Origin of the sequence: Pseudomonas sp. CCI1.1 (assembly GCF_034348165.1) — a bacterium.
GTDB classification, from domain to species: domain Bacteria; phylum Pseudomonadota; class Gammaproteobacteria; order Pseudomonadales; family Pseudomonadaceae; genus Aquipseudomonas; species Aquipseudomonas paracarnis.
Window position 1 is genome coordinate 3,472,386 of sequence record NZ_CP133780.1, and the last position, 12,786, is coordinate 3,485,171.

At 61.0% G+C, this 12,786-nt stretch carries 13 protein-coding genes; 4 read left to right on the plus strand and 9 right to left on the minus strand.

Going from position 1 to position 12,786, the window contains the following annotated elements:
• Nucleotides 1-110 precede the first annotated feature (110 nt).
• Nucleotides 111-485: a lysozyme inhibitor LprI family protein gene (locus RHM69_RS15640; protein ID WP_032902520.1), complete on the plus strand. Its 375-nt coding sequence runs from the start codon at nt 111-113 to the stop codon at nt 483-485.
• Nucleotides 486-514: 29 nt separating this feature from the next.
• On the opposite strand, the gene RHM69_RS15645 is transcribed toward RHM69_RS15640, so the two are convergent.
• The 4 genes from RHM69_RS15645 to RHM69_RS15660 all read right to left on the minus strand — a co-directional run bounded on the left by RHM69_RS15645 (nt 515) and on the right by RHM69_RS15660 (nt 4,859).
• Nucleotides 515-1,960 carry a SulP family inorganic anion transporter gene (locus RHM69_RS15645; protein ID WP_032902518.1) on the minus strand — a complete coding sequence of 482 codons (1,446 nt, stop codon included), beginning with the start codon at nt 1,958-1,960 and terminating at the stop codon, nt 515-517.
• Nucleotides 1,961-2,159: 199 nt separating this feature from the next.
• Nucleotides 2,160-3,053 (minus strand): NAD-dependent epimerase/dehydratase family protein, encoded by an 894-nt coding sequence (locus tag RHM69_RS15650; protein WP_032902517.1) that lies wholly within the window; start codon nt 3,051-3,053, stop codon nt 2,160-2,162.
• Nucleotides 3,054-3,156: 103 nt separating this feature from the next.
• Nucleotides 3,157-4,053, minus strand: coding sequence for a LysR family transcriptional regulator (locus RHM69_RS15655; protein WP_200600156.1), 897 nt, complete (start codon nt 4,051-4,053; stop codon nt 3,157-3,159).
• Between the two features lie 41 nt (nt 4,054-4,094).
• Entirely contained in the window at nt 4,095-4,859 is a 765-nt protein-coding gene (locus RHM69_RS15660) for a sulfite exporter TauE/SafE family protein (protein ID WP_014719902.1), read from the minus strand.
• 185 nt (nt 4,860-5,044) lie between these two features.
• Here RHM69_RS15660 and RHM69_RS15665 point away from each other — a divergent pair, with 185 nt between their 5' ends.
• Complete coding sequence (locus RHM69_RS15665) at nt 5,045-5,935, plus strand: LysR substrate-binding domain-containing protein (protein WP_197883523.1); 891 nt, start codon at nt 5,045-5,047, stop codon at nt 5,933-5,935.
• Here the strand turns inward: RHM69_RS15665 and RHM69_RS15670 are convergent.
• Nucleotides 5,881-7,287, minus strand: a complete 1,407-nt coding sequence (locus tag RHM69_RS15670) for an amino acid permease (RefSeq protein ID WP_014719903.1) — start codon at nt 7,285-7,287, stop codon at nt 5,881-5,883. The genes RHM69_RS15665 and RHM69_RS15670 overlap by 55 nt on opposite strands.
• A gap of 132 nt (nt 7,288-7,419) precedes the next feature.
• Nucleotides 7,420-8,670 carry a kynureninase gene (gene kynU / locus RHM69_RS15675; protein ID WP_200600158.1) on the minus strand — a complete coding sequence of 417 codons (1,251 nt, stop codon included), beginning with the start codon at nt 8,668-8,670 and terminating at the stop codon, nt 7,420-7,422.
• Between the two features lie 144 nt (nt 8,671-8,814).
• On the opposite strand from kynU, the gene RHM69_RS15680 reads away from it, so the two are divergent.
• Nucleotides 8,815-9,288 (plus strand): Lrp/AsnC family transcriptional regulator, encoded by a 474-nt coding sequence (locus RHM69_RS15680; protein ID WP_003176072.1) that lies wholly within the window; start codon nt 8,815-8,817, stop codon nt 9,286-9,288.
• 106 nt (nt 9,289-9,394) lie between these two features.
• On the opposite strand, the gene catA is transcribed toward RHM69_RS15680, so the two are convergent.
• From catA to RHM69_RS15695, 3 genes are read right to left on the minus strand one after another with little or no spacing between them, the layout of a single operon-like run.
• On the minus strand, nt 9,395-10,324 hold the full coding sequence (gene catA / locus RHM69_RS15685) for a catechol 1,2-dioxygenase (protein WP_020302514.1): 930 nt from the start codon (nt 10,322-10,324) through the stop codon (nt 9,395-9,397).
• Nucleotides 10,325-10,363: 39 nt separating this feature from the next.
• Nucleotides 10,364-10,654, minus strand: a complete 291-nt coding sequence (gene catC / locus RHM69_RS15690; RefSeq protein ID WP_200600160.1) for a muconolactone Delta-isomerase — start codon at nt 10,652-10,654, stop codon at nt 10,364-10,366.
• 12 nt (nt 10,655-10,666) lie between these two features.
• Nucleotides 10,667-11,794 (minus strand): muconate cycloisomerase family protein, encoded by a 1,128-nt coding sequence (locus tag RHM69_RS15695; protein WP_020302515.1) that lies wholly within the window; start codon nt 11,792-11,794, stop codon nt 10,667-10,669.
• A 114-nt stretch (nt 11,795-11,908) separates the two neighbouring features.
• Here RHM69_RS15695 and RHM69_RS15700 point away from each other — a divergent pair, with 114 nt between their 5' ends.
• Nucleotides 11,909-12,784, plus strand: a complete 876-nt coding sequence (locus tag RHM69_RS15700) for a LysR family transcriptional regulator (protein ID WP_200600162.1) — start codon at nt 11,909-11,911, stop codon at nt 12,782-12,784.
• Nucleotides 12,785-12,786: the final 2 nt, after the last annotated feature.

Here is a 12,786-nt window from a genome sequence, read left to right on the forward strand (position 1 = left end):
TGGGTGGATGAAAATCCGGAGGGTGTTCTTACATGAAGATCAGAGAAGGCGGAAACTCAAACGCCGCCCTTGAGTCATAGACTGCGCATCCATTGCTCAGGAACCCGCTCATGATTCGCACCACAATTGCCGCCAGCGTCCTGCTCTTGTGCAGCAGCGCTTATGCCGCCGACAACCCTGCCTTGAAAAAATGCATGGACAGCGCCAATACCACCGCCGACATGGTCAATTGCAACGCCAGGCAAACCAAGGTGCAGGACGACCGCCTGAACCGTGCCTACAAAACCGCCCTCGCCGCCCAGGAAGGCCCGCGCAAACAGCAACTGCAAGACGTGCAGCGCCTGTGGATCAAATACCGCGACGCCAATTGCGCCTACGCAGGCAGCGCCACCGGCGGCACGATTGATCAGGTAAACGGCTCAGGCTGCGTGCTGGACATGACCCAGACCCGCGCCCAGGAGCTGGAAGACCTGGTCGGGCCGTAATAACAACCTCGCTCCTACAGAAGAAGGCGTCAGTCGTGATGAACCTTGGCGCGCTTGAGCAGTTTTTTGCAGCGCTCGGATAAATGCAGTACCCGCAGGTGCTTGCCAGCCTTGGTGTAGCGCTCGCGCAGGGTCATCAGGGCGGCAATCGCCGAATAGTCGACAAAGCTCAGGTGACGGCAATCCAGCGTGACCTGAGCAGGGTCGTTGGCCGGATCGAACTGATTCAAAAACGGCGTGGTTGAGGCAAAGAACAACGTGCCGTGCAGCCGATAGAGCTTGCTGCCATCGGCCTCCAGGTGTTCATCGGCGTACAGTTCCCGCGCCTGCTGCCAGGCGAAGTTCAGCGCGGCGATGACGATACCGCACAGCACAGCGGTGGCCAGGTCAGTGAACACCGTAATGATCGTCACCGCCATGATCACAAGCACATCATTGAGCGGCACCTTGTTGATCACCCGTAGCGACGCCCAGGCGAAGGTCTGTTGCGACACCACGAACATCACGCCCACCAACGCCGCCAGCGGGATCCGCTCGATCAGTGGCGACAGAAACAGAATGAACAACAGAATCATCACCCCGGCAAACGCCCCGGAGAAACGCCCACGCCCGCCCGAGCTGAGGTTGATCACGGTTTGCCCGATCATCGCGCAACCACCCATGCCGCCAAACAGACCCGAGACCATATTCGCCGCGCCCAGGGCCACGCTTTCGCGGTCAGGATAACCACGGGTCTCAGTGATTTCGTCGGTGAGGTTGAGGGTCAGCAAGGTTTCCAACAGGCCAACCATCGCCATCAAAAACGCGTAGGGCGCGATGATGCCGAGGGTTTCCAGGGTCCAGGGAATCTGCGGCAGCGCGAAGGTCGGCAAGCCACCGGCGATGTGCGCCATATCCCCCAAGGTACGGGTCGGCAAACCGAGCAGGTACACCGCCAGGCCCACACCCAGAATCGCCACCAGCGCGGGCGGCACGGCACGGGTCAGGCGCGGCAGCAGGTACACAATGGCCATGGTGACTGCCACCAGCCCGGCCATCACGTACAGCGGCGTGCCGCTGAGCCAGGTTTCGCCGCTCTTGAAATGCTCCAATTGCGCCAGCGCAATGATGATCGCCAGGCCGTTGACGAAGCCGAGCATTACCGAATGCGGCACCATGCGCACCAGCTTGCCCAGGCGCAACAGGCCGAAAGCGACCATGATCAACCCGCCCAACAATACCGTCGCCAGCAAATACTCCACACCGTGTTGCACCACCAGCGCGACGATCACCACCGCCATCGAACCGGCGGCGCCCGAGACCATGCCTGGCCGGCCGCCGAACAACGCGGTGAGGGTGCAAATGATGAAAGCACCGTAGAGGCCCATCAGCGGGTTGAGATGAGCCACCAAGGCAAAGGCGATACATTCGGGCAGCAAGGCGAAAGACGTGGTGAGGCCGGCCAGGGCGTCGGCGCGCAGACGGGTGAGGTTCATGGAGTACCAGGGAGTTGCGGGGGATAAGGCGGGGAATGGTACGGAATTGCGTCGGGTGGGGCTAGTGAAGTGTCAGCTCCGAGGTACCGAGTCGCCTCTTTCGCAGGCAAGCCAGCTCCCACATTTGATAGGGGTCACACCTTAAAAAGGTGGGAGCCGGGCTTGCCCGCGATGGCCACGCCGCGGTGCTAAGCGAACATCAAATCATCTCGTTGCGAATCCACTCCACCACCGACGTACGCTTCGGCGCCCAGCCCAACAGTTCACGAGCGTGTTTACCGCGCACGCGGCTGTTGGAGCCCAACCCGTAATTGGCCATTTCATACCCCCACTCGGCCTCAGCCTCGGCCAATGGCCAATCCTGTGGTTTGCCTAGGTTCAGCGCTTGGGCAATCGCCGTGGTCATGTCGATGAATGCTGCTTCGCTGCTTTCCACGAAGTAGAAAGTACCCGGGACGTTTTTGGTCAGCGCCAGCAGATACAGGGCGACCACGTCTTCAATATGCACGTTGGACCAGATGTTCTGCCCGCTGCCCACATGGCGCACTACTCCGCTTTTGCGCGCCTGCTTGAGCAAGCGCGGCAATTGCACGCTGTCACGCTTCACGCCCAGGCTGTGGCCGTAGATCAGGGTGTTGCAGATCACCGCCGAATTGATGCCGTCAGTGGCCGCCGCGAGGATCAGGTTGTCGATAGCCACGCGGGCAGCCTTGTCGACGGTCGGCTCAGGCAGATTGCTTTCGAAGTAGATGACCTCACTGGCCTTGCCGCCCGACGCATCACCGACAATGCTCGACCCGCTGGTATGCAGGAACGGCTTGTTCGAGCCTTTCAAGGCGGCCAGCAAGGTTTCCACAGCGGCGCGATGGTCGCTGCTGGCGGCGTTGATCACCGCATCGGCCTTCTGTGCCTGCTCGGTCAATACGGCTGCGTCGTCGAGGGTGCCGATCACCGGCGTAATGCCCAGGGCGGTCATTTCGGCGGCTTGTTCGGCGCTGCGCACCAAGCCGGTGACGTCATGGCCAGCGTTGACCAGGCCGGTAGCGATGGAACCGCCAATAAACCCTGCTGCACCGGTAACGAATACATTCATGGAGGTTGCTCCTGACTGGGTAAGTGATGCGCCCAGTATCCAGCTCCCACTGCTGCCGAATAAGCCCGTGCGGCCCAATTCACTCTTGCGCTCAGGTCACGAATCAGCGCGCATACCGCGCCAGCTTGGCCTGAATAAAGTCCAGGAAGCACTGGATGCGTAGTGCCAATTGCGAGTTGCGATAGAACACCGCGTGGATCGGCTGGCGATAACCGCTGTTGGACGCCTCCAGCATGGGCACCAGGCGGCCGGCGTCGATGTCAGCGACGGTCATGAAATTCGACAGGCAACAAATACCCTGCCCCTGCAGCGCCAACTGGCGCAGGGTTTCGCCACTGGACGCGCTCACACTGGGCTGGATCAGCCAGCGGTCACCTTCGCCGTGACGCAGCGGCCAGTGGTTGAGGGTCTCAGTGTGGGTGAAGCCCAGCAAGGTGTGATCAGCCAACTCGGCAACGGTCGTCGGCGTGCCGTACTGCTTGAGGTAGTCGGGGCTGCCCAGGACATGCAGCGGCGTGCTGCCCAGGAACCGCGCATGCAGGGTCGAGTCGGCAAGGGCGCCGATGCGAATGGCGATGTCGGTGCTTTGCTCCAGCAGGTCGATGATCAAATCATCGCTGTTGAGCTCCAACTGGATATCCGGGTAGAGGCTGCGAAATTCAGCGATGTACGGCACGATCCCATGCAGCATGAACGGCACGGCGGCGTTGATACGCAGGCGCCCGGCCGGCTTTTTCTGGCGCGAGGACAGGCGCTCTTCCAGCTCATCCATCTGCGCCAGGATCAGCTTGGCCTGCTCGAAGAAGTACTTGCCCTCCTCGGTCAAGTCCATGCGTCGCGTGGTGCGGTTGATCAGCGTGGTATCGAGCTTGGCTTCCAGGCGCGACAGCGTGCGGCTGACCGCAGACGGCGTTTGCCCGACCTTTTCGGCGGCGGCAGAAATCGAGCCGCATTCAATCACGCTGACGAAGATCTGTAGCTCATCGGAACGGGCTTTCACGGGCAGTCCTTCATTAACGGCTGAAAAATGCCCGCTCATTATTAACCAGCCAGCAACAAATGGCCTCCCAACAACGCCATGCCGGTAAAAAATCCACGTTTGAACCACACGGCACTGATACGCCGACGCACCACCTGGCCCAGCCACATCCCCAGCAAGGCCGGCACCAGCGCCAACACCGACGCCCCCATTTCACCCCCGCCCAGCACACCGCGCCAAGCCAGCCCGGCGGCAAGTGCCAACGTCGATACGGTGAACGACAGCCCCAGCGCCTGCACCAACTGGTCACGGCTCAAGCCCAGCGCCTGCAGGTACGGCACCGCAGGGATCACGAAGACACCGGTGGCCGAGGTAATGATGCCGGTGATCACCCCGCACATGGGGCCCAGCCAGCGCTCGGTTCGGGGCGCGACCTTGAAGGTCGGCAGGAATAACCCGCTCAGCGCATACACCAGTAAAGCCGCGCCCAGGGCACGCACCACCCAAGGTCCGCTACCCATGCCTAGCCACAAGGTGCCCAGCCCGGTGCCGAGGAAAATCAGCAACAGCATCGGCCACAGGCGTTTGAGCAAGGCACCCAAGTGCCCGCCAAAGGACAGTTGCCAGAGGTTGGTTACCGTCGAAGGAATGATCAGCAATACCGCAGCCTGCGCCGGCAGCATAGCCAGGCCAAGCATGCCCATGGCTACAGTGGGCAAGCCCAGGCCGATGACGCCCTTCACCGTACCGGCCAGCAGGAAGGTAGTGATGACCAGCGCTGTCAGTGCGGGACCGAGGTTTTGGTAGAAGGAGAGGAAGGTATTCATGCATCGATTGTGCAGGGCTGGAGAGTGGCTGAAAATTCGCCATATACTGAGCCAGCCTCTTGTTTTGCGTGAGGCTGATGACGCTATCGCAGGCAAGCCAGCTCCCACATTTGGAATTGTGAATACATTCAAGTGTGGGAGCTGGCATGCCTGCGATGAGGCCCTTCCAGTCACAGGGAAACTTCATGCACTTTGACCTCATCGACCTGCGCCTCTACCTGCACATCCTGGACAGCGGCAATATCACCGCCGGCGCGGCCCGCAGCCACCTGTCCCTGGCTGCCGCCAGCGCACGCATCCGAGCCATGGAGTCTTCACTGAGCATTGCGTTTCTCGAGCGCGGCCGCCGTGGCGTGACCCCAACACCCGCGGGCAAAGCCCTGGCCCGGCATGCCCGCCTGCTGTTGCAGCAGGCCGACCATCTGCAGCAAGACCTGGCCGAATACGCCAATGGCGTCAAAGGCCAGGTACGCCTGCTGTGCAATACCACCGCCCTCAGCGAGTACCTGCCTGAACTGCTCGCGCAGTTTTTGCGCGAGCACCCCAACCTCGATATCGACCTGCAAGAGTTGCCCAGCCTGCGCATCACCCACGCCTTGCGCCAGGGCACCGCCGAGCTGGGGATTATTTCCGATGCAGTAGACACCCACGGCTTGCAGACCCTGGCGTTTCGCGACGACCCGCTGGTGCTGATCATGCCCCTGGACCACCCGTTGACCAGCGCGAGTTTTATCGAGAGCTTGCAATACGACTACGTGGGCCTGGGGGCCAACAGCGCGTTGGCGGTTTACCTGGAAGAACAGGCACTGCACGCTGGCTTTCGCTTGCAGACGCGCATTCGCGCCGACGGTTTTGATGGGGTGATTCGCATGGTCGCCGGCGGCGCGGGCCTGGGCATCGTGCCTCAGGCCGCCTTGGCGCGCTGGCCATCAGAACGTCGTTTCAAGGCCCACCCCCTGCAAGAGGAGTGGGCCTGCCGCAAACTGCTGTTATGCGCACGCTCGTTCGAGCAACTGCCGGGTTATGCCAGGGCTTTGTTCGACGCCTTGGCCCTGCCCTTGCGGAAGAACCCGTAATACACAGCCGACAGAATCAGCAGGAACGGCACGCCAAACACCAGTGTCATCTTGAAGGCGTCGGTGAAGTAGGTGGTGATCATCACCGCCCCCATCAGCACCAACCCCAGCAACGTGCTGTAGGGAAACAGGCGCAACTGGAACGACAACTTCGCCCCGCCATGACGCTTGCGATAGCGGCGGAAAAACAGGTGAGTGAGGAAGATCATGAACCAGGTGAAGATCGCGCCAAACATCGAGATCGCCATCATCAGGGTGAACGAACTTTCCGGGTACACCACGTTGAGCAACGTCGCCAGGGCAATACCCGAACTGGACAGCAGCAAAGCGTTGAGCGGAATGCCGTTCTTGCTCAACGCGCCCATGGACTTGGGCGCAAAGCCGGCGCGGGACAGGCTGAACATCATGCGCGTGGTGATGTAGAGCTGGCTGTTCATGGCCGACAGCGCTGCGATCAGGATCACGAAATTCATCACTCCAGTGGCGCCGGGAATGCCGATGGTCTGCATCACTGTGACAAACGGGCTCTGGGCCTGGCCGGCCTGGTTCCACGGTACGATGGCGAGCATCAGCGCCAGGGTCAGCAGATAGAACACCACCAGCCGCACGATGGTAGCGCGGAAGGCTTTCTTCACCGCCTGCTCCGGGTCGGCGGCTTCACCGGCGGCCACGGCGATCATCTCGACACTGAGGTAGCTGAAGATCGACACGATCACCGCGATCCACATGCCACTCAAGCCATGGGGGAAAAAGCCGTCGTGGGCCGTGTAGTTCTGCACGCCGTAGTCGGGGTTACCAGAGCCGAACACCACATACACCGCCAGTATGATGAAACCGACAATAGCGCTGATCTTGATCGTCGAGAACCAGTATTCGAAGTTGCCGAAGGTCTTCACGCTGATCGCGTTGAGCAGGATCAGCACACTGGAAAACGACACGATCCACACCCACTCCGGCACGTTGGCAAACCAGTACTTCATGTACATCGCCACCGCCGTGACCTCGGCCCCCACCGCCAGCACAATCGCCGCCCAGTAGGCATACCGCACCAGGAACCCGGCCAACGGGCTGATGTAGAACTCGGCATAGGCGCCAAAGGAGCCGGAGGTGGAATGGGCCACCGTCATCTCCGCCAGGCAGCCCATCAGCAGCAAGGTAATCAACGCGCCGATGGCGTAGCTCACCAGCACGCTCGGCCCGGCATAACCGATGGCGTAGGCGCTGCCCATGAACAGCCCGGTGCCGATGGCGCCACCGATGGCGATCATGCTCATCTGGCCGGAAGTGAGCTGGCGCCTCAGGCCCAGTTCACGGTGGGTAATCTCTGCAAAGCCGTTGTCTGGCGTGGTCACGGGTGTGCCCCTTTATTATTGTGATGGTGGCTGACGATGAACCTGTTGGAGCTGGCTTGCCTGCGATAACGGTAGTGAATGCACCGACGCTATCGCAGGCAAGCCAGCTCCCACATTTGATCTGTGTTGCCCTTAAGTAACGCTGTTGCGGACTTTGAATTGCGGCTGGTCCCAGGTGGCGTTGTCGAGAATTTCACCGAGAATTTCCACGGCGTCCCACACCTCGGTAAAGCTGGTGTACAGCGGCGTGAAACCAAAGCGCATGATCCGCGGTTCACGGTAATCGCCGATCACGCCTCGGGCGATCAAGGCCTGGATCACGGCGTAACCTTCGGGGTGTTCAAAGCTGACGTGGCTGCCGCGCCGGGCGTGTTCACGCGGGGTGATCAGCTCCAGGCCGTGGGCGGCGCAACGGCTTTCGACCAACGCAATAAACAGGTCGGTCAAGGCCAGGGATTTGCGGCGCAGGCTGGCCATGTCGGTCTGGGCGAAAATCTCCAGGCCGCATTCCACCATGGCCAACGAGGTAATCGGCTGCGTACCGCAGAGGTAGCGGGCAATGCCGGCGCTGGGGGCGTAGGTGGAATCCATGGCGAACTGGCGGGTATGCCCGAACCACCCGGACAACGGCTGGCGCACCACATCCACCAACGCCGGGTTGACCCACACAAACGCCTGGGAGCCCGGTCCGCCGTTGAGGTATTTGTAGGTGCAGCCAATCGCATAATCCGCATTGGCCTGATGCAGGTCGACAGGCACCGCGCCCGCCGAATGCGCCAGGTCCCAGATGCTCAGCGCGCCGCACTCGTGGCTCAGCGCGGTCAGGGCCGCCATGTCGTACATATAGCCGGTCTTGTAGTTGACGTGGGTGAGCATCACCACCGCCACGTCCGCATCGATAGCCTGGGGAAGTTCCGCCGGGCTGTTCACCAGGCGCAGGGAATAGCCTTGTTGCAGCAATTCGGCCAAGCCTTCGGCGATGTACAAGTCGGTGGGAAAGTTGCTCGCTTCGCTGACGATGACCTTGCGCGCAGGTGTACGTTGGCGCTGCACACTCAAGGCGGCGCTGAGCACTTTGAACAGGTTGATCGAGGTGGTGTCGGTGATCACTACCTCGCCGTCACGCGCACCAATCAATGGCGCCAGGCGATTGCCCAGGCGCTGGGACAACTGCGCCCAGCCAGCGCTGTTCCAGCTACGAATCAAGCCGTTGCCCCACTCCTCGGCGATCACCTGTTGTGCTCGTTCCAGCGCCGCCACCGGGCGGGCGCCGAGGGAGTTGCCGTCGAGGTAGATCACGCCCTCGGGCAAGGCGAATTGGGCACGCAGGGGTGCTAGCGGGTCCTGCGCGTCGAGGGCGCGGCAATGGCTTCGAGTGGTCATGGGTCGTCCTGGTTTTTATAGGTGAGGATGGACCAAATAATGAACGAACTTTTAGAGAATTTTCGTGCAAAGTGGTGGGTAAACGGCTATTTAAGCTGTAGGAAATTCGAATTTAATCTCAAAATACGCGGATATCTTCCAAGCATGATTCTCGACGCCACCGACCTGCGCCTCCTGCATTTTCTGCAACAGGATGGCCGCATCAGCAACCAGGAACTGGCGGAAAAAGTCGCGTTGTCGCCGTCCGCATGCCTGCGCCGTTTGCGCCTGCTGGAGAGCGAGGGAATCATCAGCGGCTACCGCGCGGTATTGAACGCCGAGCAGTTGGGGATCGAGCTGGAAGCCATCGTGCACCTGTCGTTGCGCCAGGATGTGGAGGACTGGCATGAGACGTTCATCAAGAAGGTGCAAGGCTGGCCAGAGGTGGCGAGCGCCTATGTGATCACCGGCGCCAGCAACTATGTGCTGCGGGTGCAGGCGCGTAACCTCAAGCACTTTTCGGACTTTATCGTGAACCACCTGAACCGCACGGCGGGGGTGATGGATATCCGTTCGGAGATCGTGCTGCAGAAGATCAAGGACCGGGATGAGGTGTTGGACCTGGTCGTGCGCAAATAACACAAACACCCCAAAACCAATGTGGGAGCTGGCTTGCCTGCGATAGCGGTAGTGAATGTTCCACCGCTATCGCAGGCAAGCGAGCTCCCACAGTTGACCGAGTTGATCAGTCTTCCAGAGCACGCACTCGTTGCATGCGCTGCTGTTCTATTGGCGCATCCGCCACCTGCAACTCAAAGTCAAAATCAATCTGCGCAAACCGTCCTTGCACGCCAAATTCCCGCGCCAGTTGCGGATCGTCGCTGAAGCGGATCTCGGCAATCAGTTCATCGCGGGTGGCATAGGCGAAGTCATCGTGCAGGTACGGGTCATCCGACAGGTTGATCTGCGTGGTCAGGTGCCGGTGCCCAGGCGCCGAGATGAAGAAGTGGATATGCGCCGGCCGTTGCCCGTGGCGCCCCAATTGGTCGAGCAACTGTTGCGTCGGCCCGCTCGGCGGGCAACCGTAGCCCGAAGGTACGATGCTGCGAAAACGGTAGTTGCCCTGGGCGTCGGTCTCGATACGGCGACGCAGGTTGAATTCAGATTGATTCGGGTCGAACCACGAGTAAGTGCCGCCGGTATTGGCCTGCCACACATCGACAATCGCCCCCGCCAATGGCTTGCCTGCGGTATCGCGCACTTGCCCGCGCATGAACAACGGCACCGCGTCGTCCTGACCATCATCCAGCCGTGCTTCGTATTGGGACAGCGGCGCGCCGGCCACATACAACGGGCCTTCGATGGTGCGCGGTGTACCGCCGGACTTGCCTGCCTGCTCATCGGCGGCGTCCATCAACAGGTCCAGATAATGCTCCAGGCCCAGGCCGGCAGCGAGTAGACCGGCCTCCTGGTTTTTGCCCAGTTCATTGAGGTAGTTGACCGCCTTCCAGAATTCTTCCGGGGTCACTTCCAGGTCTTCGATGATGTTCACGGTGTCGCGCAGGATCCGGTAAATCAGCGCCTTGGTACGTGGGTTGCCCGCGTCATTGAGGTTGCCGCTGGCTTCTTCGAGAAACTGTTGGGCGTGGGCAGTCTGGGACAGGCGGATGGACATGGTGCATTCCTCATCTTGTAGTTATAGGTGCAAGCCGGCTCAGCGGTCGTCCGCATGGATCGACGACGGATGGCGGCACAGCGCATTCACTTCGATGGCCATGTAGGGGAACAATGGCAGTTGCATCAGCAGGTCGTGCAGGTCCTGGACGCTGTCGAGATCGAACACGCTGTAGTTGGCGTAATGCCCGGCGATGCGCCACAGGTGGCGCCATTTGCCCTCTTGTTGCAGGCGCTGCGCCAAGGCTTTCTCCTCGGCCTTGAGGCTGGCGGCACGCTCGGGGTGCATATCGAGGGGCAGGTTCACGGTCATTTTTACGTGGAACAACATGGCAGAGGCCTCTTAGTGTTTGTCACGGCGAAAGAACGCCAGGCGCTCTTCATCGAGCGTCAGACCCAGGCCCGGCGCAGTGGACACATGCAGCTGGAAATCGCGGTACACCGGTGGCTCGGTGAGGATGTCTTCGGTGAGCAACAGCGGGCCGAACAATTCGGTGCCCCACGCCAGGGTGTTCAGCGTGAGAAAGGCATGGGCCGAGGCCAGGGTGCCAATGCCGCCTTCGAGCATGGTGCCGCCGTACAGGCCGATGCCAGCCGCTTCGGCAATCGCCGCCGTGCGCAATACAGCGCGAGGGCCACCGTTCTTGGCGATCTTGAGGGCGAACACCGTGGCCGCGCCTTCACGGGCCAGGTTAAAGGCGTCTTCCACACATTCGATAGATTCATCGGCCATGATCGGCACCGGGCTCGACAGGTTGAGCCGGGCCATGCCGCCACGGTTGTTGCGCGAGATCGGTTGTTCGATCAGATCGATACCGTGGTCGCCGAGCACCTTGCATGCCCGCAGGGCCACGGCCTCATCCCAGGCCTGGTTGACGTCGACGCGCACACTGGCGCGCTCGCCCAGGGCTTTCTTGATTGCGATCACATGGGCCAGGTCGCGGCTGACTTCACCGGCGCCAATCTTCAATTTGAAGAGGCGGTGACGGCGCAGGTCGAGCATTTTCTCGGCCTCGTTGATGTCCTGTTCGGTATTACCGCTGGCCAGGGTCCAGGCCACCGGCAACGCATCACGCACACGCCCGCCCAGCAGCTCGCTGACCGGCAGCCCGAGGCGTTTGCCGAGCGCGTCGAGCAAGGCGCTTTCGATACCGGACTTGGCAAAGGTGTTGCCACGAATACTGCGTTCCAGGCGCAACATGGCCGCATTGACGTTGCTCGCGTCCTGACCGATCAATAGCGGCGCAAAGTGGCGGTCGATATTGATTTTGATGCTGTCGGGGCTTTCATTGCCGTAGCTCAGGCCGCCAATGGTGGTGGCTTCGCCGATGCCCTCAATGCCGTCGGCACAACGCAGGCGGATGATCACCAGGGTCTGGTTTTGCATGGTGTGCATCGCCAGCTTGTGCGGGCGAATGGTGGGCAGATCAACAATAAGCGTGTCGATCGATTCGATGGCGCAAATCGGCATGGCAATACCCGTTGGGTTCTTTATAGATTTGCGTCGATTCTGTGCCGCATTTTTTTGGGGTTCCAATATAGAATTGGTCTGGTGCGATACCCTCAAGGTATGAAAGGAGTCGATATGGAACTGCGTCACTTGCGCTATTTCCAGGTGCTGGGCGAAACCTTTAACTTCACCCGGGCTGCCGAACGCCTGCACATCGCCCAGCCGCCCTTGAGCCGGCAGATCCAGCAGTTGGAGGATGAACTGGGGGTGGTGCTGCTGGAGCGCAGTCGGCCTTTGCGCCTGACCGAAGCCGGGCGTTTTTTCTATGAGCACGCCAATGTACTGCTCGAACAACTGGACAAGGTCTGCGACACCACTCGGCGCATCGGCCAAGGCGAGAAAACCTGGCTGGGCATCGGCTTTGCGCCGTCGACCTTGTATGGCGTGCTGCCGGAGCTGATTCGGCGCCTGCGCACTCACGAGGCCCTGGAGCTGGAGCTGGGTTTGTCGGAGATGACCACCTTGCAGCAGGTCGAAGCTCTCAAGGCTGGCCGCATTGACGTGGGCTTCGGGCGTATTCGCATCGACGACCCGGCCATTGTCCAGCGCGTACTGGTGGAAGACCGCCTGGTGGCGGTGCTGCCCAGCGGTCACCCGTTGCTGGGCGCTCCGGCCACCCTCGCCCAGTTGGCTGCCGAACCCTTCGTGCTCTACCCCGGCAACCCGCGCCCCAGCTATGCCGACCATGTGATCGCGCTGTTCGACGCCCATGGCTTGAGCGTGAAGGTGGCGCAGTGGACCAACGAATTGCAGACCGCTATCGGCCTGGTGGGCGCCGGTATGGGCGTGACGCTGGTGCCGGCGTCGGTGCAGGTGCTGCATCGGGCGGATATTGGCTATACGCCGGTGGTGGAGGCGACGGCGAGTTCGCCGATCATCCTCAGCCGGCGGGTGAATGACCGGTCGCCGGGGCTGACTCATTGCTTGCAACTGGTTGAGGAGTTGATCTGAGA

What these genes read in the sequence shown, in the direction of transcription:
- catC (WP_200600160.1), bottom strand. Translation starts at nt 10,654, where the DNA reads ATGTTGTTCCACGTAAAAATGACCGTGAACCTGCCCCTCGATATGCAC.
- RHM69_RS15650 (WP_032902517.1), bottom strand. Translation starts at nt 3,053, where the DNA reads ATGAATGTATTCGTTACCGGTGCAGCAGGGTTTATTGGCGGTTCCATC.
- RHM69_RS15700 (WP_200600162.1), top strand. Translation starts at nt 11,909, where the DNA reads ATGGAACTGCGTCACTTGCGCTATTTCCAGGTGCTGGGCGAAACCTTT.
- RHM69_RS15640 (WP_032902520.1), top strand. Translation starts at nt 111, where the DNA reads ATGATTCGCACCACAATTGCCGCCAGCGTCCTGCTCTTGTGCAGCAGC.
- kynU (WP_200600158.1), bottom strand. Translation starts at nt 8,670, where the DNA reads ATGACCACTCGAAGCCATTGCCGCGCCCTCGACGCGCAGGACCCGCTA.
- catA (WP_020302514.1), bottom strand. Translation starts at nt 10,324, where the DNA reads ATGTCCATCCGCCTGTCCCAGACTGCCCACGCCCAACAGTTTCTCGAA.
- RHM69_RS15680 (WP_003176072.1), top strand. Translation starts at nt 8,815, where the DNA reads ATGATTCTCGACGCCACCGACCTGCGCCTCCTGCATTTTCTGCAACAG.
- RHM69_RS15660 (WP_014719902.1), bottom strand. Translation starts at nt 4,859, where the DNA reads ATGAATACCTTCCTCTCCTTCTACCAAAACCTCGGTCCCGCACTGACA.
- RHM69_RS15665 (WP_197883523.1), top strand. Translation starts at nt 5,045, where the DNA reads ATGCACTTTGACCTCATCGACCTGCGCCTCTACCTGCACATCCTGGAC.
- RHM69_RS15645 (WP_032902518.1), bottom strand. Translation starts at nt 1,960, where the DNA reads ATGAACCTCACCCGTCTGCGCGCCGACGCCCTGGCCGGCCTCACCACG.
- RHM69_RS15695 (WP_020302515.1), bottom strand. Translation starts at nt 11,794, where the DNA reads ATGCCGATTTGCGCCATCGAATCGATCGACACGCTTATTGTTGATCTG.